Here is a 26,118-nt window from a genome sequence, read left to right on the forward strand (position 1 = left end):
TGCTATTGAACGGTGAACTTGGTTTTGAACTCCACAGGCTTCTTTTCGCCCGGCTGCTCATCGGTCGGCCAGTTGGTCTGGTAGTTGTTCTGGGCCTCGCGCGGCTTTTCGAGCTGTTTGAACGTCAGCGGCTTCACGAGCCACGTCACCGTGTAATCGCCCGCAGGCAGCTTGCCGAGGTTCAAAGCGGTCACTTCATACCAGGTGAAGGTTTTGAAGTAATTCCCCTGCCAGATGGCCTCGTGCATTGTGATGGTGAAGGCATTCCCGCTGCGCTCGATCTTCTCGATCCACACGCGGTCGTTGTCATCGAGCTGGCGCGTGCGGAACAGCAGCCAGTTCTCATCCGTGGCGGTCACAGCAGGCTTTTTCTCGCCTGCCACGTCCATCCAGTCGTCGAGTGGCATGCCTTGTGGCTTCGTGGTGTGCAGCAGCATCGCCGCGTCGTTCCACTTGCCCGTGTCGCCACGCACGAGCTGCCGCTGATCGCTCAGCGTGCCGCGCTGGGTGCGGTCTTTGACCGCTTTGAGGACTTCCTGCGCATGCAGCAAGCCGGTGAAGAGAAGGAAAAAGCAGGCGAGTCTCATGACGGGTCACTTCTTATTCTGAATGCGATACAGCCACGAATACGTGCGGATGAACAAACTGCCGCGCGCGATGGCCGGCGTGGCCCAGGCGACATCGCCGAGCGAGTTTTTGCGCAGCAGTTTGTATTCGGGGCCGTCCTCGATCACCCAGGTGTCGCCGTTTTCGTTTAGCATGAAGACGCGACCGTTGTAAGCCCACGGCGAGGCGTAGAAACGACCACCCTTCGTGTTTAGCCGCTTCTTCGGAATGATTTCCTCGCCCGTTTTCGCGTTGAAGCAGCCGAGCAGGCCGGAGTCGTAACACACGAAGAGCCGCTCGCCGCTGCTGAGGTAGCCCGGATGGATGCTGGAGCCGCGCTTTTGCGACCACACGATGAATTCATTGCTCGTTGCTTCACCCGCGAGCGAGATGTCGCCCTTCGCGCCGGGTTTGATGGCGTAAAGCGGCCCGTAGTGGTAACCCGCGCCCGCGTAGAGCAGTCCTTGCTTCGAGAGCGGGATCTGGCTCACGAGTCCGGCCGTGCCGCTGATTTCCCACAGCAACGCGCCGTCCTCCACCGCGTAGGAGCGCACTTTGTTCAGGCCGATCGTCACCAACTCGGTGCGCTGGCCGCTTTCCCACGCATACGGCGTGGACCAGGTGCTGCGCTCCTCGCGTGACACACGCCAAAGCATTTTGCCGGTGAGCTTGTCCACTGTTTCGAGGAAGGACGCTTCATCGTTGTCATTCTGGATGAAGATGCGACCGCCATGTAGCACGGGCGAGGTGCCGGTGTTCCAGCCATCGCGCATCGGATAGCTCGGCCAGCGGCGCTCCCAGAGTTTTCGGCCGTTCATGTCGCAGCAAAACAGGCCGATGTTCGCAAAGTAAGCATACACACGCTCGCCATCCGTCACCGGCGTCTCGTTCGCGAAGGAGCTGCGCGGATGCCGCATCTGCAACGGCACGCCTTGATGCGCCTCGAACTCCCACAGCACCTTCCCCGACTCAAAATCGAAGCAATACAACATCCAGCGATGCACCTCGCCCGTGCCGACATGTCCGCCGGGATAACCGCCCACATGCGGCGTGGGCAATTCCTTCTCACCCACCGCCGCCGTCACGAAAACCTTGTCACCCCACACAATCGGCGACGACCAGCCCCAGCCCGGCACCTTCACCTTCCACACCACATTCTCCGTGTCGCTCCACGTCTCCGGCAGTGTCGCGCCCTCGCCGAGCCCATCCGATGCCGCGCCGCGAAACTGCGGCCAGTTGGGAGTCTCCGCCGCCCAAACAGAGGCGACGAGGGCGAATGCGAGGAGCCCGAGTTTCATGGTGGTCGTGGTTGTGGCTGAAAACGACCGCCCGGCGAGGAACTTGCGCTCTCACTTCCCGCTAAACCGCGCATCATCCCACGCAAACGGCGGACGCTTGCCAAGCAGCAGATCATAGATGCCGTGGTTCGTCTTCATCATCTCGGCCAGCATGTCCTTCCACAGGCGATCCGCCACGCTGAGGAGTCCGGTGTTGTAACTTTCGCCGTTGTATTGGCTGAACCAGCGGCCCGTCGTGGCTTGATCGACCAGTGTGAACCACTCGATGCCGATCACAAAGCCCAGCGAAGCGCTTTGCTCGACGTAGTTTCGATACGCCAGCCCGCGCTCCTGTTGTGAGCTCACTTCGCGACCGCCGATGAGCCCGCTGTCCTTCGGCGAGGCCCAGAAGAACTCGCTCAACATCATCGGCTTGCCACCGGTCCACTCGTGGTAGCGTTTCAGCGCCGCCGTATCGACGCCGAAGGTGTAGTAGTTGTAGCTCACCACATCGAGATGCTGGCCCATAATGCGGCAGAGTTGCTCGTCCTCGATCGTGATCGGTTGAAGACGGCTGCCGATGAGCAGATGATTCGCGTCATGCTGGCGAAATACCTTCTCGATCTGCGTGAAGTAAGTTTCAAGAAACACGCCGACAAACGCCTTCACGTCTGCCTTCGCCGTGTCCGTCGTCACCGCGAGCCCGGAGCCGATGAGTTCATCAAACGAGGCCGCTTTCGCCTGCCACGCGGTGTTGAAAGCTTCCACGGTGCTGTATTTCGCCTTCAAAGCGGCCACCAGCTTTCGCTTGCACGCGTGCTTGCCATCCAGCGATGGGATCACGCGCGGCAACTCATCAAAGCGCGGCTCATTGACGATGAACCAGCCAATCAAGAGCGGATCGTTCGCTCGCGCAGGCACCTCGCGGGCGATGTCCTCCGCGATCTTTGCCGTCGTGGCCGCATCAAACGGGTCCCACACCTCATGCGCACCGGGGATTCGCGGCACGCCTTCCCATTCGTTGGTCGGCAGATGCGCCACATACGGAAACGCCGCCTTCTCCGGCACCGGACTGAACGCACCAATCGAATTGAAGCCCCACTTCTTCACTCGCTCAATCATCCGTGCCGCGTGCGCTTCGAAATCATACGCCGTGCCGAACTTCTTGATCGTGTTCGCGATGTAGAACGAAAAATGGTCCGAATTGCCCTCGCGGAAGGCCGATGCGTATTCGCTGTCCAGCTTCGGCAGCCACTCGTAGATGCCCTCGCGGCCTTTCACATAGGTGTAGTCGTCATTCGGCGCGAAACCGCACACGCCGAGGTGGAAGAAGGCATTCCCATCCGGATCGACTAGCCACGATTTGCCGCTCTTCTGCTCCACATGGAAGAAGCCGGTCTTCTTCAGCCCCAGCGCTTCCCCACTGCCCGGCAATCCTCCAATGCGATCCAGCTTCGGCGTCTCAATGCCCGCGTAGTAGGCCTTGTCTGCTTCCACATCGGCTTTCAATTCTTCGAGGCTCTTCAGCTTGTTCGGAAACGCATCCTTCAGGCTCTGACCGAACGGATCGATCAGTTTCGTCACGGAGGCCAGATCCGACGTCACCTTGATCTTCGTCGCGGCGCGATCCGCCATCCACGGAACGATGAACTGCCAGTGATACACCGCCCAGTTCCACTCCCGATTGTCCGTGAGCTGCTGAAACGCATAATCCGGTGTCAGGAAGCTCAAACTCTGCCCTTGGGCATTTTTCACCAAAAACGTCGTTCCGTTCAAACTCGCGATGTGCGGCGGCGAAGCCTTCTCCGCCGGAAAAACGCCGTTTTTGTCTGCGATCTGCCACGAGCCGCCTTTCGCGAAGCCAATGTCGATGAGCGTCGTCATCTTCCACGACTTCACATCGGCTGAAACACCGCGAAAACTCACTCCGACCTCATCCTTGGCCAGTGAAACATCGCACTGCGGTCCACCTTCATACTTCACACTGGCCTGCGTCCCGCTCGCCTTCACTTCGATGATTTTGTGAGCTGGCTCAAACTCTGGATACATCAGTAAAAAGCTCCCCAAACTGCCTGCTGCGATCTCGACGCCGTTGTTGGTCGTTTTAAGCTCGGCGGCAGAGAGGAATGAGGGAACGAAAAGAAGCAGTAGCAGGGATTTCATGGAATCGGCGATGTATCGCATTTCCACTCAAAGTTGCACGCGGCACTTCTCAAATGAAGCAGGCTCAGTAGCCGCGCAGAAAGGCAGGTCGCAAAGGTCTTCGAATTCAGGCGTAATCCTGTTTGCCCAACTTCACACCGCCTTATGCCGTCATCATTCAAACAGCCTCTTTGTATTCTCGCCCTCATTTCCACGCTCCACGCCGTAGAGCCTCCATCCTGCGAATGGGTCTTCAGCGGCGGCGGTGGTGGGCATGACAAGACGAGGGCGGTGACGACGGATCGTGCTGGGAATGTGTTTCTGGCGTCCGAGTGCGTGGGGGATGCGATGTTTGGCGATCAACAGCACAAAACGGCCGGTGAGATGGACATGTGCCTGACGAAGCTCGATGCTGCGGGCAAGCCGCTGTGGGTGAGCGGATTCGGCGGCAGCAAGACGGATCGCGCGTATGGCGTCATCACGGATGCGGCGGGGAACGCGTATGTTACCGGCCACTTCGAAAGCACGGACGCGATGGCGAATGGCGAGAAGGTGCCGAATGCAGGCAGCTATGATGCCTTCACCGCGAAATTCGCGCCGGATGGCAAGCTGCTGTGGGTGCGTGTGAAGGGCGGCGAGGGTTCCGATTACGGACACGGCATCGCCATTGACTCGAAGGGGCATGTGGTCATCACGGGCGCGATCGGCGGACAGTTTTTCTGCACGAAGTATGACGCGGAAGGTCGCGAGATCTGGCATCGCACGCCTTCCGGCAAGGTCTCGGGCAGCGGGCACGGCATCGCGATTGATGGGAAGGACCACATCTACCTCGGTGGCAGTGCTTCGGGCGCAGGCACCTTTGGCAAAGTTGCCATCGAATCCAAAACGAGCGCCGCGCTCGTGCTGAAGCTCACTCCGGAAGGCGAGGGCGAATGGGTGAACCTAATCCCGGGCACCACGACCGCCATTTACCACGAGATCGCGTGCGATTCGCAGGGTCGCGTCTGGGGCGCAGGTATGTTCAAGGGCAGCGTGAGTGTGGCAGGCCAGACGTTTCAAGCCGGCACCGAAAAAGATTACGAAGGTCTGATTGTGCATCTCGATGCTGCGGGCCAGGTCCAGTGGGCGAAGCACATGCATGGCCCGGGCACCGATTACTGCCTCGGCGTGACCACCGATGATCACGGCACGGCCTTTGTGTGCGGCGATTTCAATCAAGACACCGTGCTGGCCGGTCACGCGCTCGCCACCCGAGGCAGCGGCGACATCTTCGTCGCGGCGTTTGATGTCAAAGGCGGCCTCCTGTGGGTGCAACAGGCCGGTGGCAAGCTCAACGACAGCGCTTACCCCATCACTTTCCGCGCTCCGGATGAACTCATCATCGCCGGCGCACTCTCCACACCTGCCACCTTTGGCACTCACGAAGTGACCAAATCCGGTTCGAGTGATTTGTATGCCGCGAAGTGGAAGCTGAAACCCCTCAAATGACCCCGATGAAGCCTCTCTTTGCTCTTCTGCTCCTGCTGACCGGCTTCGCCTCCGCCGAGCCCAAATACGATCCCGCGAAGCTGCCGAAGGGTCACGATTACTTCGAGCTGCGCGATGGATTGGCGAATTGTCAGCGCAAGTTCACGCAGGAGAAAACCGGTCGCGTCATTTTCTTTGGGGGCTCGATCACGGCGGGCGGTGCGTGGCGGCAGCACACCTGCGATTACCTCACGAAGAAGTTCCCGGACACGAAGTTCGAGTTCATCAATGCGGGCATCGGCTCCATGGGCTCCGTGCCACATGCGTTCCGTTTGGAGCGCGATGTGTTGGCGAAAGGGCCGGTGGATTTGCTCTTCGTCGAGGCGGCGGTGAATGACAGCTCAAACATCCCGCAGCATCCCGATCTCATGCTGCGCGGCATGGAGGGCGTGGTGCGTCACATGCGCATGGTGAGCCCGCTGACGGACATCATCCAGCTTCACTTCGTCATGCCACCGCACATGGATGACTACCACACTGGCAAGGTGCCCGCGTCCATCGCCCAGCACGAGCGTGTGGCCGTGGCGTATGGCAATCCGTCGTTCAACCTCGCGCGTGAAGTCACTGACCGCATCGACGCGGGCGAGTTCACCTGGGCGGACGATTTCAAAGGCCTGCATCCCTCGCCGTTCGGTCATCAGCTCTACGCCAACAGCGTCGCCCGCATGCTCGACGCCGCTTTTGCCAAACCCATCGCCGCATCCGTGAAAGAGCATCCGCTGCCCGCGCCGCTCGATGCTCAAAGCTACGCCAAAGGCCGTCTCGGCGACATTGCGCAGGCAAAAATCATCCAAGGCTTCACGCTCGTGCCGTCGTGGAAACCTGCCGACGACGACAAGCAGCCCAACGGCAAAAAAATCGGTGTGCGCGAGGGCTTTGTGAACGTGCCTGCGCTCGTCGGCACCGAGCCGGGCGCGGAGTTCGAGTTCAGCTTCGAAGGCACCGGCTGCGGTCTTTTCATCGCCTCCGGCCCCGATGCCGGGCAGATCGAGTTCAGCGTGGATGGCGGCGCGCCTCGCACGCTCGACACACTGACGCACTGGAGCAGCGGCCTGCATCTTCCGTGGGCCTTGATCCTCGATGACCAGCTCAAGCCCGGCCCGCACACCGCGAGGGTCCGCCTCGTCGCCTCGAAGACCTCATCCAAGACCGCGCTGCGGGTGTTTCATCTGCTGCTGAATTGAGATCGAAACTTTTTCCGGCAAATGAGGCCCTACCAAGGACAGGGCTCGCCATGAAGGCGTTGAAAGGCACGACGCTTCATCTCGATGTCTGAGACCGCGCCTGCTTCTCGCTGGATGCCCTGCATGACCAGCTCCCTTGCCGTCGCCATCATGTCGAGGCTCATCATCAGCCGCTCCTCCGGCGTCCTGCGCATCATGGCGTCAAAGAGCCGCCGGTTGATCTCCGGCGGCGTGTCTTTCACGGCAAAACCCGTGTCAGCATATCTGTCAGGTTCAATGCGGCTGACCATCTGCGTAGATACGCCTCATCACAGCCGCTGGCAATCAGGTTCTCCACGTCCGCGAACTGCCGTTCCGAGTGCGACTCCCGCGCCCATTCCAGCTTGGAGAGGATGAGGTCTTCCTTGCTCACCACCCACAGTTCAAAATCCGCCAGTTTCAGTCGAACCCGCCGGGTAAACTCATGCAGTCGATAATCTTCCCGCTTCCGCACCATGAAGTCCACCTTGATCAGGGTCGCCTCGTGGATCGCATTGAAGCTGCTCTGATGCAGCACCGCCTCCAGCGCTGCCTCGGGTGAGACGTAGTATTCAGTGCCGAGCACCGAGGTGATGCGGGCTGCATCTTTGAGGTAAAAGGCGACAACCAGATCAATGTCGCGCGTCATGCGCGGCTGGGCATGGCAGGCGAGCGCCACGGAACCAGTGAGCATGTAATCGATACCCGCCGCATCCAATCGGGTCGTGATGTCTCGGAGGATGGAGAGTTCTTCGGTCATGGTGCTGATGTCCTCTCGCTCACATGTAATAGCGATACTTTGTCTTCGGAATGACTGATCCATCGTTAGGAAGCTCCGCCATTACCCTCCCAACATCCCGTGCAAACCGCATGGTGATCGGCGAGCTGCTGCCAAACCAACAGCTGTTCCAGTTCAGCTTGGTCAGTGAAAGTATTTCCGAGCAAACTAGCAAAGGCGGGGAGTCTCCGTGATGCTCGATAATCTCCAGTGGGCAAGGGATTCGCTTGCTGGGGTAAGACCGCAGATAGGGGATGTAACCATTCGTATAAACAAGGTAGTTTCCTTTGCCCAATACGATCACAGTGCCTCTGACAATGGGCCGCCGCCCCGCTCGCATGAATCGAGTATCCAAATCTCCAAAAGCTAAAAAATCGTGCCGGAAGATGCCTTGAGCTGCCTTCCGAAAACCAGCCAGCTCCTCGGGCCAGTATCTCGAACTTTTGTGAATCACAACGCGGGTCGGTGGGACGCCGTGCTGCAAAGCATACTTCTCCAGGGCTTGTTTGAGCAGAGACTCCGCGCCTGCTTCTGTGAGGTGGGGACTGGGATCGCCTTTTGACTTGTCGAAAACGGCCTTGTCCCCCTGCAAGACAATACCTTCTCCCGCGCCAAAAACTTGAGCGAGGCTTGTGTGCATGTCGGCCCTTCCAAAGGGGCGTTCCTTGAAGAAAGACACGCCGACGTAGCATGTGGTGTCTGGCAGCATCTGGAGACGCCAAGGGCTATTTCCAGCCTTGTAGTAGAGGGCCGTCAAAAGGTTCCAAGATACCGAAGCCTGATTCTGTTCGTGAAGGGTTGTTTGCCAAACCAGTTGTGTTGGAGCGGAAAACTTCATGGCGTGTGCCTTAAATGCATGGTGGAAATTCCAAAACCCGCTTGTTGTTTGGCCTTCATCTTCGACATCAAGACCGAAATCTAATGTCATCTGACCTTTATCGGTGTCAGCTTTGAGGCTCTTCAGGAATCTCTCTTTGGGACTCAACACGACACGACGCTTAGACATTGCAGCCCCAACATGGGCTATCTGGCTCTCAACTTCTGGAGGCAGCACGACAACGATGACTTGTGGAGCTGGTTCCAAGTTGTTGAGAGCTTCAATCTCCTTCATCACCAGGCGCACAACCTCTTTGATTTTAGCCTCCTCCTTGGCTGTCTTGATGGCGTTCATGAAGTATTCGAGGTGAATGCTTCTCTGATACGTGGAGCTGCTACAAACAAAACTAGCTCCGAAGGTTCTACCGTCGGCCCAGCCCGGAAAATCTGGATGAGTGTGAGGGTCCAAGGTTTTCCCCCGAGTGTTCATTCCCGGTGAGACCGTTTCCCTCGCAAGGTCCAGAAAACCCTGGAACTCTCCGATGCCTTCACCAGTTCCGATGATGCCGATGTTAATGGTTTTAACGCCAGTTTTATCCGCATCATACGGGCCGTAGGATTCCAGTCCCGACTTGGGGTCAACCGACAAGTTACCTCCTCCGAACACGAGCTTTGGCTCCTCTACATGGAAGCATTGAAACGTGGGTGTTAACCCCTCAAGACGCTTGTCTAGTGGGACTGGGCGAGGCCGTCTGCTATTCTTCTTCATTGTCGGCATCCTCCTCGTTAAAATCACTCGACTCCTTCAGATTGTTGGCCGCGTCCTCTAGCTCCGAATCCTTGAAGTTAAACAAAGTGCGGAAGTCCACGCGGTCATAGGCGACGCCGATTTGCATTCGTGCTGCCGCCGGGACCGCCTCAATCTGGATAGGTGCTGAGCCTGTCTCGATTTTTGCGAGTTGCTCCCCGTTGCCTAAAACATAAGTCCAAAACAGAACATCTCTAAAAATGTCGGGGTTCTGCTGTTTACTCATCCACATGTGCGACAATTTGCCCGCCGCCTTGCCGCCAATAGTTGTTTGTCCATCCTCAGTGAAAAGGTAAAGCGGCACAATCAGCAGAAAGACCTTCTGGCCTAGAAGCCGAAACCGCAATCTAGCGCCGTGGTGAACCCAAAACTCCGAATCACCACCTTTTGGCCTGATTCGCTTTGCGACTGTTCGCCCTTTGCCCGTAGGCATCGGCCAGATACGATCATTGCCCCCTTTAGCAGGAGCAAAGTAAAATCGCCCTTTCCCATCTGTCTTGATCCACTTTTGGCGGAGGCTTCTGGTGAGACTGCTGTTGAGCAAGGCGACCAGCCATCGTTCACGGTCTGGATCGAGAAACCAGTCATTGCGCGACTCTGGCTTGATTGTGCTGCAATCAACCACCTCTCGCAGTGGCTCGTTTTCATCCAAAAGGTTGGTGAAGGTATAGAGCTTTCCTGCGCGAAGGATGAATGCTTGGCTGTTATCCACCTTGTCCCATATACCTCTCTTTGAGTCCTCCCTGTATGGCGTGTTTGCGGTCCAAATCTGAGTCGGCATGTGTCCAACTGTAAGGAGATTTGAGAAGATGAACTCAGGCAGTGAGTCGGGAAGCCAGGACATTTCCGGCTGGGTTGGTCTTGGCACAACTGCAGGGCTGTTTCCAGCCAGCGGAGGCAGCCTTCTTCCTCGCTCAGGAGGCATGTTTCGGATTTTCCGAACCAGATCGGTAAACCCCACCCTGAAGTCCGATGCCTTGCGGAAATCGATGTATTTCAGGTCTCGAAAAGGGGCGGGTAGGTTGAGCCTTGCGATTCCGTCCAAGCCTTTGTCTCTAAGGAGAATCGGAATTATCCGCCCGCCGACATTGTTTGGATTGGAGGCTACGATGTGTTTCCACTCAAAGCGCGGCCAGTCAGCGGCTAGAAACTCAGGCGACAGGATGCAAACAACATGCCTCGCTTTCGACATGCCCTCATTCATCTTGTCAATGAGGCTGTCACCCGGCCCCATGTCCCAGCGGTCGAAAAAGACATTCAGTGTTCGGGATGTTTTGATGCCATCAATCGTCTCAGACTCAAGCTGCTCAGCGAGCCGCTTTACCCAGTCGAGATCATTGCTGTTGTAGCAGATATAGGCGTCTTTGTGGTCCACGTTACATGTTGAAGCACATCAGTGCGGCTGTCTCTCAATTTAACCGCTTTAGTGCGGCCTCGAAAAACATCTTTGCCCGAACAAGCCCGGTTTGCTCTGCTGGTGGCTAGCGCAATTTCTCCCGAATTCCAGGTGGGCTGGCCTCACTTCTCATCCCCCGCCATCGGCGGCACATCCGGCACGGCGGTGAGGATGGCATCCAAATCGGAGAGGCTGCCCCGGTTGGCGCGTTTCTCGACGCTGTCGCGGACCTGCCAGACGGAGACTTGGGAGGAGAGAGCGATGGCGATGATGGAGTCCACGCTGGTGCCTTCACGCTGAGCGACATCGGCGGCCTGACGGATGAGAAAGTCGGGGATGTTGGCTTGAATGGTCATGGGACGATGGATTGAAGGACGTGGAGAAACTCTTTGGGCGAGACGACTTTGACGGCAGGCAGGCGCTCGGCGGGAAAGTGGCGTTGATTGAACGTCACAAGATAGCCGACTTTGGCTTCGAGTGCCAGTTGAGCAAAGGCCTCGTCGTCGGCATCAGGCAGGGAAGGTTTCCAAAAGCTGGAGGTGGGGAAAGCATCGGCTCCGGCACAGAGGGCGTCCAGGTAGCGGTTCACGATGGCGGTGGTGATGCCAAACGACGGCCCCTCGCGCTTGAGAACCTCGTCATACTCGGAGAGGACGGTGTTGCTCACGAGCAGCGAAAACTCGCCCTGACGATAGCGAGAGATGATCTCGAACGATGCGCCTTGCCTCGACCGCAGGGCGGCGAGCAGGACATTGGTATCGAGAACGGCGCGTATCATGAGCACGGATGCTAGCGGGTGGTCAGGGGTTAGGCAAGCAGAGGGGTATTCCCGAAGATGCCCTTGCCCGGAACCTCCTCGACTCGGCAAATCCGCCAAGAGCGCTGCGGCAATGTCTCCCGAGTCTCAGGTGGGACTCTCTGGCTGCTGGAGTTGAAGAAGATTGGCAGCTTAGGAGCGGCTGCTGTGAGGGCAGCGGCTTTGCATCGCATTCGAGCACTCGAATCATTCGACCTTCTGCCAGCGTATGAGCTTCCTTGCTCATGAAACGCTCCTTGCTTGCCCTCACCCTCCTTATCACCGCCACCGCGCATGCCGATGTGTCGCTGCCTGCGACGTTTTCGGATCACATGACTCTCCAGGCTGATGCGGCGGTGCCGGTTTGGGGTTGGGCGGCTGCGGGGGAGGACGTGAGTGTTTCGATCGCGGGCCAGACGAAGTCGGTGAAGGCGGACGACAAGGGCGAGTGGCGCGTGAAGCTCGATCCGCTGAAGTCCGGCGAGAGCACCACGATGACGGTGAAGGGCAAAAACACGATCACGATCCAGGACGTGCTCATCGGCGAGGTGTGGCTGTGCTCGGGGCAGTCAAACATGGCGTGGACGGTCGGCAGGTTGCGTGCCTTCAAGGATGAGCAGGCCACCGCCAATGCGCCGCAGCTCCGCATGTTTGTGGAGTCATCCGGCGGAGCGGGGGAGAGCAGCTTGAAGCCGCGCGGTGAGTGGAAGCTGACCACGCCGGAGAATCTCGCCAACTTCAGCGCCACGGCGTATTTCTTTGGCCGGCATCTGCATCGCGAGCTGAAGCAGCCGGTGGGTTTGCTCGTGTCCGCCGTGGGCGGCACGCCGATCCAAAACTGGATCAGCCCGAAGTCGCAACGCACGCATCCGGAGATGGCGAAGCCTTTCACAGCGATGGATGCGTCGATGAAAACCTGGACGCCGCAGCGTGCGAAGGAGCTGTATGCGCGACAGCTCGAAGGCTGGCAAAAACTGGCCGACAAGGCCAAGGCGGAGAACAAGCCCGTGCCGCCGAAACCCGCGCCGAGTCCTGATCCGCGCTCGCGGGCTCCGGGGAACCTCTTCAATGGCAAAATCGCCCCGCTGGCCGGTTACGCGATCAAGGGCGCGATCTGGTATCAGGGCGAGTCGAACGCCTTCACCATCGAGGGCGGCAAGTTTTACGCCGAGCAGCTTCCGATGCTCGTCAAAGACTGGCGCGAGCATTGGGCGCAGGGCGATTTTCCGTTCGCCTGGGTGCAACTGCCGAACTTCCACAACGAACGCTTCCTCGGCTGGTGCGAGGTGCGTGAATCCATGCTCAAGACGCTCGCCGTGCCGCAAACCGGCATGGCGATCTGCCTCGATCTCGGCGACCCGAAGGACATTCATCCGCAAAACAAACAAGAAGTCGGCCGCCGCCTCGGCCTGTGGGCGCTGGCGAAGGTTTACGGCCAAAACATCGCGTGGAGCGGCCCTTTGCCAAAGGCGCAGCAGTTTGAGAACGGGGCTGCGGTTTGCACCTTCGAGCACGCGGAGGGCCTGAAAGCCCGCGCAGGCCAGATCGAAGGCTTCGAACTCGCCGGAGCCGACCAAACCTTCCATCCCGCCATCGCAAAGATCGACGGCGAAAAAGTCATCGTCACCTCACCGGAGGTGAAAACACCCGTCGCCGTGCGCTACGCCTGGAAAGACGATCCGAAGGCAAATCTCGTGAACGACGCGGGGCTGCCTGCCTCGCCGTTCCGTAGCGATGCGTGGTGAACCCTGATTTAGTAGGCAGAAGAATGGGGGCAGGAGAATGTCCCTGAATTAATTCTTCTGCCCCCATTCTCCTGCCTATTGATTTCAATGAAACGTCTTCTCGCATTTCTCCTCGTCGCCACTTCCGCATTGCATGCTGTTGATCTCACTTTGACCTCGCCACTCGATTATCAGGTCGTGCAGCGGAGCAGTCCGGGGAAAGGCTTGATACGCATTGCGGGTGAGTTGTCGGAGGCCGTGTCTTTGCCAGACATCACGATGGAAGCGCGGGTGGTGGGTGAGAAGGATCAGACTTCGTGGCAGCGTGTGGGTGGCTCCGTTTCTGGGAAGAAGCTGTCGGGCGCGGTCGAAGCGCCGGCGGGTGGTTGGTGGAGGTTGGAGGTGCGGCTTTCGCAGGGTGGGAAACAACTCGCGCTCGGCAGTGTGGCGCATGTGGGCATTGGCGAGGTGTTTGTGATCGCGGGGCAGTCGAACTCGGCGAATCACGGCCAGGAAAAGCAGATGACGAAGACGCGGCGCGTGGCGTCGTTCGATGGGAAGGCGTGGCGCATCGCGGATGATCCGCAGCCGGGCGCGAGTGGTGGTGGCGGCAGTTTGGTGCCGGCGTTCGCGGATGCGGTGGTGGCGAAGGAAAACGTGCCCGTGGGCATCCTCGCGTGTGGCATTGGTGCGACGAGTGTGCGCGAGTGGTTGCCGAAAGGGGCGACGTTTCCGAATCCGCCGACGCTCGTGAGTCGCGTGGAGCAGCTTCCGAATGGCCAGTGGGCCAGCAAAGGCGCGGCGTATGAGGCTTTCATCGCACGGATGAAGTCGGCGGGGCCGCTGGGCTTTCGCGCGGTGCTCTGGCATCAGGGCGAGAGCGATGCGAATCAGAAGGACACGACGCGCACACTGTCGGGAAAGCTTTACCGCGAGTGCTTGGAGAAGATCCTCCGCGATTCGCGACGCGACATCGGCTGGAGCGCGCCGTGGTTTGTGGCGCAGGCGAGTTATCACGTGCCGGGCGATGAAGGCAGCGACGACATCCGTGCGGCGCAGGCCTCGCTTTGGAAGGATGGTCTCGCCTTCGAAGGTCCCGACTCCGATGCGCTGAAAGGCAAACTCCGCGAACGCGATGGCAAGGGCGTCCACTTCAGCGGCGAGGGCTTGCGTGTTCATGGCTCGAAATGGGCCGAAAAGGTGCTGCCGTGGCTCGCGAAGCAATGGACCGAGCCTCGCCAAACGAACGATGGAACGGAGTGGAGTGATTTTGCGCAGCTTCCTGAATGCCACAGCCTCGGCTGGGTGAGCGCGAACGTGCAAACGAAGGACACGAGGAGCTGGAACGGTGTGCTCGACGAGGCGAAGTGGGGCACGCCGGACCCGCAGCAGGTCGTGAGCCGCAACTGGGACTGGAAAGTGAGCGAGGCGCAGTGGCGCGAGGCCGTGAAGCAAAAAGGCGAAGGCCGGCGCGAGGAGGTGCGCTTTGATCTTTGGCTGCCGAAGGACCTCCAAACCGCTCGCGGCATCGTCGTGATGTCCGGCCACGGCAGCGGCGAAGGTCTCTTCAAGCGTGCCGACCTGCGAAAGCTCGCGCAGGAGTTGGGGCTCGCCTTGTTCAAGTTCACCGGCAATCCGATGCAGCGAGGCTTTTGGCCTCAAAGCCTGCTTTTCGAGCACTTGCGGCAGTTTGGCAAAAAGAGCGCTCATCCCGAGCTTCAGCACGCGCCGCTCTTTCTTTACGGCCACTCCAACGGCACCGGCTTCTCCGCCATTTTCACGTCGTATGTGCCTGATCGCGTGTGGGGCTGGGTTTCGATGCGTCCAGGCACCACGTTTCAAGTTTACCAACCCGGAGCCGCACAAGTTCCCGGTCTCGTCATCTTCGGCGAGGACGATCCTTTTCTCGCGCGACCTTCCAAAGACGAAAACCTCGCCGTCGTGCCCGCCCTGCGAAAAAACCATCACGCTCTGTGGAACATCGCCGTCGAGCCCAAGACCGGCCACGGCCCCGGCGAGAAGACCTGGCCGCTCGTGTTGAGTTTCCTGCGCCACACTTTCACCGCCCGCGTTCCGGCCGATGCCGATGCGAAGAGCGGCCCCGTGAAGTTCAACGCCCTCACGCTTGAAAGCGGTCACCTCGGCCAAAACTGGCAGACGAAGCCCGGCGGCTATCAAAAGCTCCTCACCGCGCCTTTCGCCGAATTCACCGGCGACAAATCCACCGCCTCCTGGCTGCTCAATGCCGACTATGCGAAGGATTGGCAGCAGTTTCAGAGCACGGGAGAGGTGCAGCCAAAGAAGTAGCGAGCTCTCAAAGAGATGGAATACCGGACGCAATCGTCCGCAAGCGGAGCCTTGTCTCCGATCCATCGCTGTCGTATAAATGTATTCGTGATGAAGCCCGAACCTGTGCCTCTCGGAGATGGATAAGATATTCGCCCTCCTCAACCAGATGGAAGCCGATGGAGTCATCGGCCACTATGCCATTGGCGGAGCGGTGGGGGCGATTTTCTGGCTGGAGCCTTTTGCCACGAAGGATCTGGATGTGTTTGTGACGCTGCCCACCGGGGAAGGAAGCTCACTCCTGACACTGGGACCGATCTATTCCTATCTCATGAGCCGTGGCTATCAGCCGAGCGGTCAGTTCATCGTCATCGAAGGCTGGGCCGTGGAGTTTGTGCCGCCCACCACGCCTCTCGTCGAGGAAGCATTGGAGAAGTCTGTGAGGCGAGATGTGAACGGCATCGATACTCGTGTCTTCACTGCGGAGCATCTCGCGGCCATCTGTCTGCAAGTGGGGCGCGCAAAGGACTATGACCGGCTGGTTCGTTTTCTGGAGGCTGAGGTCATTGATGCGACAGTGTTTGAAAGCATTCTACAGAGACATGAGTTGATGCCACTGTGGCAGAAGTTCCAAAGCACCTATCTCGAACCATGAACCCGCTTCTCAACGACATGATCGACCGCAAACGTGAGCGAAGGAAGGAACTGGCTGCTTTGCCAGTTGGGGAGAAGCTACGGATGCTGGAACAAATCCTCGCTGACACGAAGAACATCGTGGCAACGCATCCACCCAAGCCTGCGAATCCCTTGAGGCTCAAAGCCCGTAAGACGCCTCTGACTGTTTCGCCCTGAGTATCCGCTTTGCAAAATGCATTGGCATCGCGTTCGAGAGCTTCGATGGCTCAAAACCATGAGACACCACATCCTCGCCCTTTTTCTGGCAGCGGTCCATCTTCACGCCGCTGAGCCCATCCGCGTGCTCGTGTGGGATGAGCAGCAGCCGGAGCAAAAGCAGGGCTATGGCGAAAAGTTTCTCGGCGAGATGCTCGCGGCGCATCTGGCGAAGCTACCGAGGCTCGCGGTGAAGACCGCGAAGCTCGACGAGGCGGATCAAGGCCTGAGCGATGCCGCGCTCGATGCGACGGACGTGCTCATCTTTTGGAGTCATCGCCGTGCGAAGGAGCAAAACGATGCACGGGCCGAGGCCGTGGTGAAACGGGTGAAGGAAGGCAAGCTGGGCTTCATCGGCCTGCACTCGGCGCATTGGGCGAAGCCGTTTGTGCGGCTCATGCAGGAGCGGGCGAAGGCCGACGCGCTGAAGCAGGTGCCGGAGGCGGAGCGGGCGACGGCGAAGTGGGAGTTCGTCAATGAAGCGCCGTATTACAAGCTCATCGGCCGAGCGTCGCGCATCACGCCATATGTTGAGAAGGTCGAGGGCGCCGTGTGGCGGCTCACGCTGCCGCAGTGCGTGTTTCCCGCGTATCGCAACGACGGCATGCCATCGCACGTCACCACGCTGCTGCCGCAGCATCCCATCGCCGCAGGTTTGCCCGCGCAGTGGGACATCCCGCGCACGGAGATGTATGGCGAGCCCTTCCACGTGCCGACGCCGGATGAAGTCGTGTTCGAGGAAAAGTGGGACAAAGGCGAGCACTTCCGCAGCGGCTGCGTGTGGACCGTCGGCCAGGGCCACGTCTTCTACTTTCGCCCCGGCCACGAAACCTATCCCATCTTCCAGCAAGCCGAGACGCTGCGGGTGATGGAAAACGCGGTGCGGTGGATGGGAGCGGATTAAAGGCTTCCTTGGAGGGCACGGTGAACTAGAAGTCAAAAATCTTGTCACCTTGATGGCCGTTTCGACCACTCATCGGCAGCCATGAACACTCAGATGATGAATCCCCCTGACGTCTCAGATGCCGATCTTGTAGAACAATCTCGCGCAGGCGTTGCAGCGGCGTTTGGCCGGTTGGTTGAGCGGCACCAGTCGCTCGTCTGCTCCGTGGCTCTCGGAGCTTGTGGGGATCTGCATCGCAGCGAGGACATCGCGCAGGAGGCGTTTGTGGGCGCGTGGCGGCAACTGGGCGAGTTGAAGGAGCCGGGGAGTTTCAGGTCATGGGTCTGCGGTATCGCACGAAACATAGCGAACAGCTCTATACGTCGAGATGATCGCACACCGACGGCACTGGCTGGCGAGGCAAGCGGCGAGGAGGTGCAGGTCGAAGCCGCCACGCCTGCTGATCATGCCATCGACAGTGAAGAGCGTGCGATTCTGCTGCGTCAGTTGCAGGATCTGCCACCGCTGTATCGCGAGCCCATGGTGCTCTTTTATCGGCAGAACGAGTCGGTGGCGTCCGTGGCGGAGGCGATCGGAATATCTGAGGACGCGGTGAAGCAGCGGCTCTCACGCGGACGTGCGTTGCTCGCGGAGCGAGTGGAGCGGTCACTCGGGGCCATGTTGCGCCGTTCTGCGCCGGGCGGGATTTTTACACTAGCAGTGCTCGGGGCGGTGGCATCCATTCCGGCACCGGCGGCCGCGGCGACCGCTGGAGGTAGTCTGGCCAAGGCTACAGCCAGCCACTCGGCGGGTGGCATGATGGCACCATTTGTGGCTATGGCTGGAGTCACCGTGGGACTCTGGAATATCATGAAGGGGTATGTGGATGATGCCCGGTCCGCCGGAGAAGGAAGATTCATGGGACGCGCATTCATGTGGATGACGGCCGTCTGCATCGTGTCGGGGTTAATGGTGGGAGTCCTCGCGGCCATGAAGCCGGGCTTCGCCGTCCTGCTTTGCGTTGGAACCCCGGTGATGACGGGGTTGCTTGCTTGGCCGTTGGGTCTGTGGATCAAGCATAGGCGCCACCAAATCCGCAAGTCGGATGGTCTCATCTCCGAGGAACATGCGCATCTGGAGACGGGAACGCCTCAGTTTCGCAGAACCATCGCAGGCGTGATCGTTGCCGGAGGGTTCTTTCCGGCTTTCTCCGTCGGCTTATTGGGCTTGGTCAGCCACGAGACACCCGAGGCAGTCGTCTTCGGATTCTTGGCGGCCTGCGCCGGAATCGTGCTGGTGTCCACTGCGGTGATCTGGCACCGACCATCCAGATATCGAGTAGTGTTATTGGCACATTTCGCCTCGCTCTGGGCAGCTACTCTGGTGCTGGCCCTTTTCATGCGCCAGACCTGGCTCGCTTCGGGCCAATGGGAGGAAAATCAGCTCCATTTCAGCATGCTGATTGGGCTCCCGCTGGCAACTCTGACGATCACTTGGCTTGCATGGTCGATTTACAGTTTTCGACAAAAAGCACAGACAAATTTTGGACCCTCCAACGTCCTGCGATGATGAACCAACGAACGGACGACCAAGCGAAACGAATCATGCAGACACTTATTCCTATCCTCTTACTCCTTGCCATCACGGTCTTGAATGCTACCGAGGAGGCTCCGCCCCCTTCATCGTGGACCGACGACTTCTCCGATGTGGGCAATTTGACGGACAACTGGCGGCCCTATGGCTTTCTCGCTACCAGCATCGATGCCAAACATCCGCTCGGCAAGACTGTGAGTGGCAAGGACGCGCGGCCTGAGTGGTGGCAGATCGTTGACGGGGCGTTGCGTGGGCAGTGTTTCCCAGAGGAGAAACATCCGCCTGGACTGCGCCGGGCCATCAGCGGGAACGATATTCGGCTCCACTGTCGCTTCAAAATGGCTGCCGAGGGCCAGATCGGCATCAGCATCGGCGGGCCGAATCCCATCGTGGAGCGAGATTTCAATGTAGCGGGCCTGCACATCCGCCCCGACGGCATCACCGCTTGGGACAACGACGTTTTGCACCCGAAAGGCTCGCCTGAAGCCGCTGCGCTGAAGGCCAAGGGCATCTGGAACCGCAAGTTCTTCTACGCGAAGACGGAGAAGCTCCAAATCGCGCCTGACGTGTGGCACAACATCGCCGTTGAACTGCGCGGCAAAGAGTTGCGGGTCACGCTGGATGGCAAACCGGCTCTCACCTACACCACGCTCTGCGGTGATGTGCCGAAGAACGACATCGGCCTCCAGCCAGGAGGAAAAAGCAAAACACCCGTCGCATCTTGGTTCGACGACATTCGCATCGAGCCGCTCCATGCAGCTAAACAGACGCCACAATGAGACTCGCCACCATGAACACCACGCGCACACTCCTAACCTCCTTGCTGCTCGCGCCGCTGGCCGCGCTGCATGCCGCTGAACCACAACTCAAAGTCGGTGATCCCGCACCGCCTTTGAAGGTATCACAATGGGCTGCGGGAACTCCGATTGGCAGTTTTGAGACCGGTCGCGTTTATGTGGTGGAGTTTTGGGCCACCTGGTGCGCGCCTTGCATCGCGGCGATGCCGCATCTCGCCGAACTCCAGCGAAAGCACGAAAAGGGCGGCCTCACCGTCATCGCTGTGGCGGTCAAAGATGAGGCGAAGGCAGTGAAGGATTTCGTGGCGAAGCGAGCATCCGACTGGAATCACCCTGTGGCGACGGATGATGCCGAGGGCTTCATGGCAAAACACTGGCTCGACAAGTCAGGGCGCGAGGGCATCCCGCAGACCTTTCTCGTGGACCGAAAAGGCAGCATCGCCTGGGTCGGCCATCCCATGCGGGTGGATGGACCACTGGCAGCCGTGCTCGCCGGGACCTTCGACCCCGCGAGGCAGCAGCAGGTGGACGCTGCCTTTGCGGAACTCGATGTGAAGCTCGGAGAGGCCCTGCGCACAAGCCGCTGGCGGGAGGTGCTCGCCGTGCTCGATGAAATGAACCGGGCTGACCCGGCAAGCGCACCGCTGAACTACGCGACGAAAGTCAAAGCCCTGCTCCAACTGGGTGAACAACAGGACGCCCAGCGCTTTGCAAAGGAAGTCGCCCCCACCGCATCGGAGAGCATCGTGGCGCATCTTGCCAGCGAACTCCTCAAAGCACCTGAGAAGCATCCGATTGACCACGAACTGGTCATCAGCCTCGTGCAGCAGGCGATCAAAAGCGGCGGTGCCCGCAATCCCGTAGCGCTCAGCGCCCTTGCCCGCGCCTACGAAGGCCAGGGCAAGGTGGCAGACGCCACACGGGCCTGGCAGCAGATGCTGGCGCTCGATGATCCAAGCATCGACAAAGACAATGTGCGCAAACGTCTTGCCAGCCTGACTGGCAAGTCATCGGCGGGCACGCCGCCAGCCACGAAGGCCCTGCTTGGCCCCGGCGATCCCGCTCCAGCACTGAAGGCACATTCATGGATTCAAGGGGAGCCCGTGCAGACGTTGGAAAAGGGCAAAGCCTATCTTCTCGACTTCTGGGCCACCTGGTGCGGCCCCTGTGTGGCCTCCATTCCACACATCGAGCATCTGCACCAAAAATACAAAGACCAGGGGCTGGTCGTCATCGGCCAAAACGTGTGGGAGGATGATACCGGCAAAATCAGAGCGTTTGTCGAAAAGGTGGCGAACAAGATGACCTATCGTATCGCCCTCGACTCGCAGGAAGCGGTGGCGAAACCGTGGCTCAGAGCCGCCGGGCAGAATGGCATTCCCGTCGTCATTCTCGTGGGCAAAGACGGCAACATCGCATGGATCGACCACCCGGAAGGCCTGAGCGAAACCGTGGTCGAGCAAGTGCTGGCCGGAACTTTCGATCTCGCCAAGGAAAAGCGGCTTCATCAAGTGCGCGGAAAGATCAGCGGGGCCTACTATGAAGCGTTTGGGAAATTCCAGCCCGCCATCAAGGCGCGGAACTGGGCGGATGCGCACGCTTTGCTCGACCAGATGAACTCCATCGTGCCGGCCGATGACACGGAATGGAGGGCTGTCATCCGCAAACAGCAATTCACACTCCTCGTCGCCAAAGGCGAGGACAACGAGGCCATCAAGCTCGGCGAGTCGATCCTCACGGATGAAAAGCAGAACAGCGGGTCTGCCAATTCGCTGGTCTGGATCATTGTTCACGCAGAAAATCCGTCCCCCGCACTGCTCAAGTTTGCCGAAACCTGTGCCAAGCAGGCCAATGAGGCCACTCGTGGCAACCACCCGCGAGTTTTGGAGCACCTCGCCAGGCTTCACTTCCGCCAGGGTAATCGCCGCGAAGCCATTCAGCGCCAGGAGCAGGCCATAGATCGCGCCACCAGCCCTGACGAAGAAAAACGCCTCCGTGACGGCTTGGTAGCTTACAAGGCGGGAAAATTGCCGGAATAGTCGAAGGTTTTTCACTCAAGTCATCTCGCATGGAACGCCGCGGGTGATCGAGAATGCGTCGCATTGCCAATGGCGAAGCGGGCGTTTTGCATTCAAACCAATCTCATGCCACGACGCCTGTTTTTGCTTCCGCTTTGCCTTATCACCTCAATCACCCTCGCCGCCGAGCCGTCGCTGGTCGATTGGATGCCGCGGATGGAGAATCAAACGGGGCTTTGGTGGGTGAATGAGCCGCCGACGATGTTTCAGCGAGCGGAGCGGACGAAGGAGGAGATCCTCGGGTTTCAGTTTGGGAAGCAGACGATGCTTTTCGACACGCGACGCGTGCGACCGGTGGAGGGCGAGTGGGAGTGTGCGGTGATTGCGGAGGGGCGGCGGTTTGTTTGCAACGGGCACACGCAGCCGGAGGACGAGTGGCAGCAGCCGGTGCGCTTCGTGGAGAGCGGTCGCTTTTTTCAGCGCGTGGTGATCGAGGGGCTGACGTTCGCGGATGCGGAAGGTAAGCCGTTCGACGGCACGGCGCGGCTGGAGATCAGTGTGTGGCCGGACAGGCTCGCGTTTCGTCTGGAGAGCGAAAACGAGTCAGTGATCGAGCTGCGACATGGCGGGAAAAAGGTGAGCGGCAGTCGCAGTGTGTTGCTGGAGGTGCTCGCGAGTGAATCGAAGGCCGTGGTGGAGTCGGAGCTGGCGGTGACGCGGGATGAGGCGCTGGGTTGTCATCGGCTGGCGCTGCCGGAGGAGCGGTGGAGCAATGCGGGCGGCACGTATTACCCCGAGGAGCATCTGGATCGCATCGACCGCTGGCGTGTGACGCTGCGCAACGACACCGATGAGCCGACGGTGGCGCGATTGATGTTCACGCAGGAGAAGCATCTGCCAATCACAGGATTCACGCCGATGCTTTGCGAACTGGATGGCACACCAACGGGCATTCCGGTGCAGATTTCGAAAAACTGGCACATCCGCGCGGAGAAGGGCCGACTGCCGCATGACGGGCAGTGGTTTCATGGCTTCGCGTGGGTGCGTTTGCCGCCGAAGTCGCGGCGTGAACTCGTTTTCCAGATGGTGCATGCCCGCTACGGCGGCGTGTGCGCGGCATCGCATGCGCAGCTCTGCCTCATCGGCTGGGGGCACAATCAATTCTGGGATCAGGCGGCGGTGGGCAGCTTTGGCGAGAGCATCTGCTTCGAGCCTGGACGTGTGCAGCGGCGTTGTTTCATCACGGACGTGCGCCCGCTCATGACCTTGCCCGTCGAAGCGAAGGCGAAACGCTGGGGCTGGGCCGAGAACTGCGGCGGCGGCGATTTTCTGATGTGGAAGGACGCGCAGGGTCGCTATCAGGAGATGAAAGGCACCCGCACCGAGTATCGAGCGCAAGGTCCGTGCCTCACCGATGTGAGCTACCGCGAGGAATCGAGCGGTGGCGAGATCGCGGCGCGCATGGATGTGTCCGTGCCCGCGGCGAACGATCATCTGCGCACCTTTCTGCGACTGCGCTACGACGTGCGAAAGCCGGTGCGCTGGCAGAGGCTCGCGTTCTTCCAGCTCGGCGCGGATTTCTACAACGACGTGCCCGCGCGACGAGTGGCCATCGGCGATGTCACCGGCCTGCGCGAGGAATGGGAGCCGCGTCGCGCGAAGGATGAGTATGATCGCACCGCTGTGCCGCTCGCTGACGAGGGCGCGTGGGTCTCCGTGCATGGCGTGGAGCGTGCCGTGCTGAAAAAAGGCCACGCTGCGGCGACTCGCGGCTTCATCGTGCGCTCGTGGCGTGCGGTGCTCGGTGGCAAACCTGCCGCGCCGCATCTCGCGACGTTTTGCACCGAATGGGGCAAGAACAACCACCGCACCGCCGTCGAGCTCGCACCGCCGCCTGGCATCAGCGAGTTGCAGCCCGGCGATTTCGTCGAGGCCGAGTTGGAACTCGTCATCTTCCCCGCCGATGCCGCCGCTTACTACGGCCCGGATGCCAAAATGCGTGACATGCTCGCCCGCGATGCCGACACCTGGCGTCCCGTGCATCGCGAGGCGCAAGGCAATGCGCTGAAACCCATCGCGAAACGCGGTGAGATCACGAAAAGCTATCCGCTCATCGTCGCCGTCGATGACGAGCAGCGTGCGCAAGTCCTCGTAAAAGGCGGACTTGGGCATGTGCCGGTCACTTTTGCCGAGTTGAAGTCACCGAAGGGCCATCGCGTGCTCGTGAACGACCAGCCGATCTCGCATTGGCAGACGAATTGGGATGCCGCGACGCAACGCTGGCAAATCGTCTGCAATGCAAGATCAGCGCCTGAAGGCAGTCTTGAGATCGAACTCACGCCATCTCATTAAAAGACACTCTGCACTTCCATCGTCTTCACCAAATGCCCACTACCCGCCGCACCCTTCTTCAAACTGGAGCTGTCGCTTCGTTTTCTCTGCTTGATCTGCCTTCGCTGTTTGCCGCCGAGGGCGTTCCGCAATCCGTCGCCGAGTTATGGGCCGATTTTGATCCGCGGAAGGACCCGCTGGAGGTCGAGGTGATTCGCGAGTGGAAGGAGGACGGCGGCGTGTTTCGGCATGTGCGGTATTTCATCGGCATGTTCAAAGGCAAGCCGGCGCGGATGGCGGCGGTGTATGGCTTTCCGGAGGGCGCGAAGGAAAAACTCCCGGCGGTGATGCACATCCATGGTGGCGGGCAGCGCGGCTCGGTGAGCGAGGTGAAGCTGCTCGTGGCGAGAGGATACGCGGCGCTTTCCGTGAACTGGGGCGGCAGCGGGACGGGCAAGGCGCCGTTCAACACCTGCGAGAAGTCCGAACCCGGCGATCCAAACACCGATTGGGGCGCGGTCGATCCCTCACAGCTCAATGTGCAGGGCTACAGCACGATGCTGCCCGGGCCGGGGCAGGTCTTCGAGGACCGCGAGCATCCGAAGAACAACAACTGGTATCTGCTCACGCTTGGATGTCGTCGTGGGCTCACGTTTCTCGAACAGCAGCCGCAGGTCGATCCGCGGCGACTCGGTGTGCATGGTTACTCGATGGGCGGAAACCTCACGATGTATGTCGCTGGCACAGATCGCCGCGTGAAGGCCGCCGTTCCCGGCGTCGGCGGTCAAGGCTGGCGCTGGCAGCCGCATTCGTTCATCGGCGGCACGGATCAGCAGGACCGGATCAAAGGCGATGTCGAGGTGTTTCGTCGCACGCTGAGCTTTGAAAGCTACGCGCCGCTCATTCAGTGCCCGGTGTTGCATCGCAGCGCCACGAACGACTTCCACGGCTGGATGGACGACGTGTATCGCACGAACGCTCTCATTCCGAATCAGCCCACGCGCTACAGTTGGGTGCCGCACATGAACCACCGCCTCACGCCCGAGGTCGCCGTCACCATGCCGCTGTGGTTGGATCAGCATCTCAAAGGCGACCCCGCCTTGCCGGAGACGCCGCAAAGCGAGCTTGTGCTCAAATCCAACGACGGCGTGCCCATGCTGCGTGTGCGGCCGGATGCGAAAACGCTGCCCGTGGCACGCGTGGAGATTTACTACAGCACCGACCCCGATCCCCGCGCCCGCTTCTGGCGCAGCGCGGAGGTCGTGAAGGAATCCGAAGGCTACATCGCCCAACTGCCGATCCACACGCACGACCTGCCGCTCTTCGCCTTCGCGAACGTTTACCACACGCTGCCGAAGCCCGAATCGCTCGCGCAGATGCCCGGCTACGGCAAACCGGTCACCGAAGTCTGCCTCAGCAGCCTTTTTCACTCGCACAGCGCCGATGAGGTCAAGCAAGCGAACCCCAAGCTCACCGCGAAACCGTCCACGCTCATCGACGACTTCACCCACGGCACCCGCGACTGGTATGCGCTCAATGCCGGCAACGCCACGCATCAGCAACTCTGGACGCGCAAAGTCACCGATCCCCTCTGGCGCGGCCCCGAAGGCTCCAAGCTGCACATCACGCTCAAACTCCCGCAGACCAACCGCCTCAGCATCGTCCTCCAGCAAAACGAATGGCGCAGCTACCGCGGCCCGCGCCGCACCTTCGTTTGCCAGCGCGAGATCCAAGGCTCTGATGCTCCGCAGACCCTCACACTCGCTCTGAGGGACTTCACCTCCGCCGAAGGCTCACCGACCAGCTGGTCTGAAATCGATCAACTCGGCCTCTGCGCCAACCACGGCCTACCCGCCAACGAAGTCCCGCTCTGGAAAGGCCCCGCGCCGGAGTTTTTGCGAGTTGCTTGGGAGTGACGAACTGCACTTGAAGCAAGCAGATCATAGAGATAGAGGGCACCCCTTCTCGTCCAGATCAGTTCCAAACGTGCCTGTGGCAATAAGGAACTGTGGGGCACCGATGAGAAAAGGGTCCCAAGCTCGTGGTGTTCCTTCTCGGCCTGTCGGCGATCTCGCTCGCTTCGTAGCAATAGGGAACAAGGGGTGCGCCAACTCATGCAGATCGTGAAGCGAAGCGCTCTACACACAACTCGGCGCCGTGTTGGATACAGACTTTACCGTCTAGGCAGTGTTTTAAAACCTCTTGAGCGGCTGCATCCAATCGATGACAGCGGCGAAAGCGAGCAGT

Annotated in this window: 21 protein-coding genes; 12 read left to right on the forward strand and 9 right to left on the reverse strand. The window is 59.8% G+C overall.

Features of this window, described 5'->3' with window-relative positions; all coding sequences use genetic code 11:
- Positions 1-2 precede the first annotated feature (2 nt).
- Genes IAE77_RS16105 through IAE77_RS16115 form a run of 3 tightly spaced genes read right to left on the reverse strand, consistent with a single transcriptional unit; the run spans position 3 to position 4,046 of the window.
- Positions 3-587 (reverse strand): hypothetical protein, encoded by a 585-nt coding sequence (locus IAE77_RS16105; protein ID WP_294228319.1) that lies wholly within the window; start codon positions 585-587, stop codon positions 3-5.
- Positions 588-593: 6 nt separating this feature from the next.
- On the reverse strand, positions 594-1,904 hold the full coding sequence (locus IAE77_RS16110; protein WP_294228321.1) for a PQQ-binding-like beta-propeller repeat protein: 1,311 nt from the start codon (positions 1,902-1,904) through the stop codon (positions 594-596).
- 51 nt (positions 1,905-1,955) lie between these two features.
- A complete protein-coding gene (locus tag IAE77_RS16115; protein ID WP_294228323.1) occupies positions 1,956-4,046 on the reverse strand; it encodes a hypothetical protein in 2,091 nt (696 codons plus the stop codon).
- A gap of 144 nt (positions 4,047-4,190) precedes the next feature.
- Here IAE77_RS16115 and IAE77_RS16120 point away from each other — a divergent pair, with 144 nt between their 5' ends.
- Both IAE77_RS16120 and IAE77_RS16125 read left to right on the forward strand, forming a co-directional pair.
- The gene (locus IAE77_RS16120; RefSeq protein WP_294228325.1) at positions 4,191-5,513 is read left to right on the forward strand and encodes a hypothetical protein; all 1,323 of its coding nucleotides are present in this window, start codon (positions 4,191-4,193) and stop codon (positions 5,511-5,513) included.
- 5 nt (positions 5,514-5,518) lie between these two features.
- Positions 5,519-6,736, forward strand: coding sequence for an SGNH/GDSL hydrolase family protein (locus IAE77_RS16125; RefSeq protein WP_294228327.1), 1,218 nt, complete (start codon positions 5,519-5,521; stop codon positions 6,734-6,736).
- Positions 6,737-6,765: 29 nt separating this feature from the next.
- On the opposite strand, the gene IAE77_RS16130 is transcribed toward IAE77_RS16125, so the two are convergent.
- From IAE77_RS16130 to IAE77_RS16155, 6 genes are all read right to left on the reverse strand, one after another.
- Entirely contained in the window at positions 6,766-6,978 is a 213-nt protein-coding gene (locus IAE77_RS16130; protein ID WP_294228329.1) for a hypothetical protein, read from the reverse strand.
- On the reverse strand, positions 6,975-7,514 hold the full coding sequence (locus IAE77_RS16135) for a nucleotidyl transferase AbiEii/AbiGii toxin family protein (protein WP_294228331.1): 540 nt from the start codon (positions 7,512-7,514) through the stop codon (positions 6,975-6,977). The genes IAE77_RS16130 and IAE77_RS16135 overlap by 4 nt, the downstream gene beginning before the upstream one ends.
- A gap of 19 nt (positions 7,515-7,533) precedes the next feature.
- A complete protein-coding gene (locus tag IAE77_RS16140; protein WP_294228333.1) occupies positions 7,534-8,703 on the reverse strand; it encodes a hypothetical protein in 1,170 nt (389 codons plus the stop codon).
- 400 nt (positions 8,704-9,103) lie between these two features.
- A complete protein-coding gene (locus IAE77_RS16145) occupies positions 9,104-10,531 on the reverse strand; it encodes a toll/interleukin-1 receptor domain-containing protein (RefSeq protein WP_294228335.1) in 1,428 nt (475 codons plus the stop codon).
- A 143-nt stretch (positions 10,532-10,674) separates the two neighbouring features.
- Positions 10,675-10,908, reverse strand: a complete 234-nt coding sequence (locus IAE77_RS16150) for a hypothetical protein (RefSeq protein WP_294228338.1) — start codon at positions 10,906-10,908, stop codon at positions 10,675-10,677.
- Positions 10,905-11,330: a PIN domain-containing protein gene (locus tag IAE77_RS16155; RefSeq protein ID WP_294228340.1), complete on the reverse strand. Its 426-nt coding sequence runs from the start codon at positions 11,328-11,330 to the stop codon at positions 10,905-10,907. The genes IAE77_RS16150 and IAE77_RS16155 overlap by 4 nt, the downstream gene beginning before the upstream one ends.
- Positions 11,331-11,593: 263 nt before the next feature.
- Between IAE77_RS16155 and IAE77_RS16160 the strand changes: the two genes are divergently transcribed.
- The 10 genes from IAE77_RS16160 (at position 11,594) to IAE77_RS16205 (ending at position 25,787) form a co-directional block, all read left to right on the forward strand.
- The gene (locus tag IAE77_RS16160; RefSeq protein WP_294228342.1) at positions 11,594-13,093 is read left to right on the forward strand and encodes a sialate O-acetylesterase; all 1,500 of its coding nucleotides are present in this window, start codon (positions 11,594-11,596) and stop codon (positions 13,091-13,093) included.
- A gap of 87 nt (positions 13,094-13,180) precedes the next feature.
- Positions 13,181-15,379: a sialate O-acetylesterase gene (locus IAE77_RS16165; RefSeq protein ID WP_294228344.1), complete on the forward strand. Its 2,199-nt coding sequence runs from the start codon at positions 13,181-13,183 to the stop codon at positions 15,377-15,379.
- 118 nt (positions 15,380-15,497) lie between these two features.
- Positions 15,498-16,013 (forward strand): hypothetical protein, encoded by a 516-nt coding sequence (locus IAE77_RS16170; protein WP_294228346.1) that lies wholly within the window; start codon positions 15,498-15,500, stop codon positions 16,011-16,013.
- Positions 16,010-16,210 carry a hypothetical protein gene (locus tag IAE77_RS16175; protein WP_294228349.1) on the forward strand — a complete coding sequence of 67 codons (201 nt, stop codon included), beginning with the start codon at positions 16,010-16,012 and terminating at the stop codon, positions 16,208-16,210. Before IAE77_RS16170 ends, IAE77_RS16175 begins: the two co-directional genes overlap by 4 nt.
- Before the next feature lie 58 nt (positions 16,211-16,268).
- Positions 16,269-17,153: a ThuA domain-containing protein gene (locus tag IAE77_RS16180; RefSeq protein ID WP_294228351.1), complete on the forward strand. Its 885-nt coding sequence runs from the start codon at positions 16,269-16,271 to the stop codon at positions 17,151-17,153.
- An 81-nt stretch (positions 17,154-17,234) separates the two neighbouring features.
- On the forward strand, positions 17,235-18,701 hold the full coding sequence (locus IAE77_RS16185; RefSeq protein ID WP_294228354.1) for a sigma-70 family RNA polymerase sigma factor: 1,467 nt from the start codon (positions 17,235-17,237) through the stop codon (positions 18,699-18,701).
- 80 nt (positions 18,702-18,781) lie between these two features.
- Positions 18,782-19,504 carry a family 16 glycoside hydrolase gene (locus IAE77_RS16190; protein ID WP_294228356.1) on the forward strand — a complete coding sequence of 241 codons (723 nt, stop codon included), beginning with the start codon at positions 18,782-18,784 and terminating at the stop codon, positions 19,502-19,504.
- Positions 19,505-19,515: 11 nt separating this feature from the next.
- Positions 19,516-21,561 (forward strand): redoxin family protein, encoded by a 2,046-nt coding sequence (locus IAE77_RS16195; protein ID WP_294228357.1) that lies wholly within the window; start codon positions 19,516-19,518, stop codon positions 21,559-21,561.
- Positions 21,562-21,666: 105 nt separating this feature from the next.
- Positions 21,667-23,892 (forward strand): hypothetical protein, encoded by a 2,226-nt coding sequence (locus IAE77_RS16200; protein WP_294228359.1) that lies wholly within the window; start codon positions 21,667-21,669, stop codon positions 23,890-23,892.
- A gap of 32 nt (positions 23,893-23,924) precedes the next feature.
- A complete protein-coding gene (locus tag IAE77_RS16205; protein WP_294228361.1) occupies positions 23,925-25,787 on the forward strand; it encodes a dienelactone hydrolase family protein in 1,863 nt (620 codons plus the stop codon).
- The last annotated feature ends 331 nt before the right edge of the window (positions 25,788-26,118 follow it).

It is taken from the genome of Prosthecobacter sp. (genome assembly GCF_014879935.1).
Lineage (GTDB): Bacteria > Verrucomicrobiota > Verrucomicrobiia > Verrucomicrobiales > Verrucomicrobiaceae > Prosthecobacter.

Excerpts from the sequence above, each read along its gene's own strand:
- IAE77_RS16105 (WP_294228319.1), bottom strand. The coding sequence starts at position 587 with ATGAGACTCGCCTGCTTTTTCCTTCTCTTCACCGGCTTGCTGCATGCG.
- IAE77_RS16110 (WP_294228321.1), bottom strand. The coding sequence starts at position 1,904 with ATGAAACTCGGGCTCCTCGCATTCGCCCTCGTCGCCTCTGTTTGGGCG.
- IAE77_RS16115 (WP_294228323.1), bottom strand. The coding sequence starts at position 4,046 with ATGAAATCCCTGCTACTGCTTCTTTTCGTTCCCTCATTCCTCTCTGCC.
- IAE77_RS16120 (WP_294228325.1), top strand. The coding sequence starts at position 4,191 with ATGCCGTCATCATTCAAACAGCCTCTTTGTATTCTCGCCCTCATTTCC.
- IAE77_RS16125 (WP_294228327.1), top strand. The coding sequence starts at position 5,519 with ATGAAGCCTCTCTTTGCTCTTCTGCTCCTGCTGACCGGCTTCGCCTCC.
- IAE77_RS16135 (WP_294228331.1), bottom strand. The coding sequence starts at position 7,514 with ATGACCGAAGAACTCTCCATCCTCCGAGACATCACGACCCGATTGGAT.
- IAE77_RS16140 (WP_294228333.1), bottom strand. The coding sequence starts at position 8,703 with ATGAACGCCATCAAGACAGCCAAGGAGGAGGCTAAAATCAAAGAGGTT.
- IAE77_RS16150 (WP_294228338.1), bottom strand. The coding sequence starts at position 10,908 with ATGACCATTCAAGCCAACATCCCCGACTTTCTCATCCGTCAGGCCGCC.
- IAE77_RS16155 (WP_294228340.1), bottom strand. The coding sequence starts at position 11,330 with ATGATACGCGCCGTTCTCGATACCAATGTCCTGCTCGCCGCCCTGCGG.
- IAE77_RS16160 (WP_294228342.1), top strand. The coding sequence starts at position 11,594 with ATGAAACGCTCCTTGCTTGCCCTCACCCTCCTTATCACCGCCACCGCG.
- IAE77_RS16165 (WP_294228344.1), top strand. The coding sequence starts at position 13,181 with ATGAAACGTCTTCTCGCATTTCTCCTCGTCGCCACTTCCGCATTGCAT.
- IAE77_RS16170 (WP_294228346.1), top strand. The coding sequence starts at position 15,498 with ATGGATAAGATATTCGCCCTCCTCAACCAGATGGAAGCCGATGGAGTC.
- IAE77_RS16175 (WP_294228349.1), top strand. The coding sequence starts at position 16,010 with ATGAACCCGCTTCTCAACGACATGATCGACCGCAAACGTGAGCGAAGG.
- IAE77_RS16180 (WP_294228351.1), top strand. The coding sequence starts at position 16,269 with ATGAGACACCACATCCTCGCCCTTTTTCTGGCAGCGGTCCATCTTCAC.
- IAE77_RS16185 (WP_294228354.1), top strand. The coding sequence starts at position 17,235 with ATGAACACTCAGATGATGAATCCCCCTGACGTCTCAGATGCCGATCTT.
- IAE77_RS16195 (WP_294228357.1), top strand. The coding sequence starts at position 19,516 with ATGAACACCACGCGCACACTCCTAACCTCCTTGCTGCTCGCGCCGCTG.
- IAE77_RS16200 (WP_294228359.1), top strand. The coding sequence starts at position 21,667 with ATGCCACGACGCCTGTTTTTGCTTCCGCTTTGCCTTATCACCTCAATC.
- IAE77_RS16205 (WP_294228361.1), top strand. The coding sequence starts at position 23,925 with ATGCCCACTACCCGCCGCACCCTTCTTCAAACTGGAGCTGTCGCTTCG.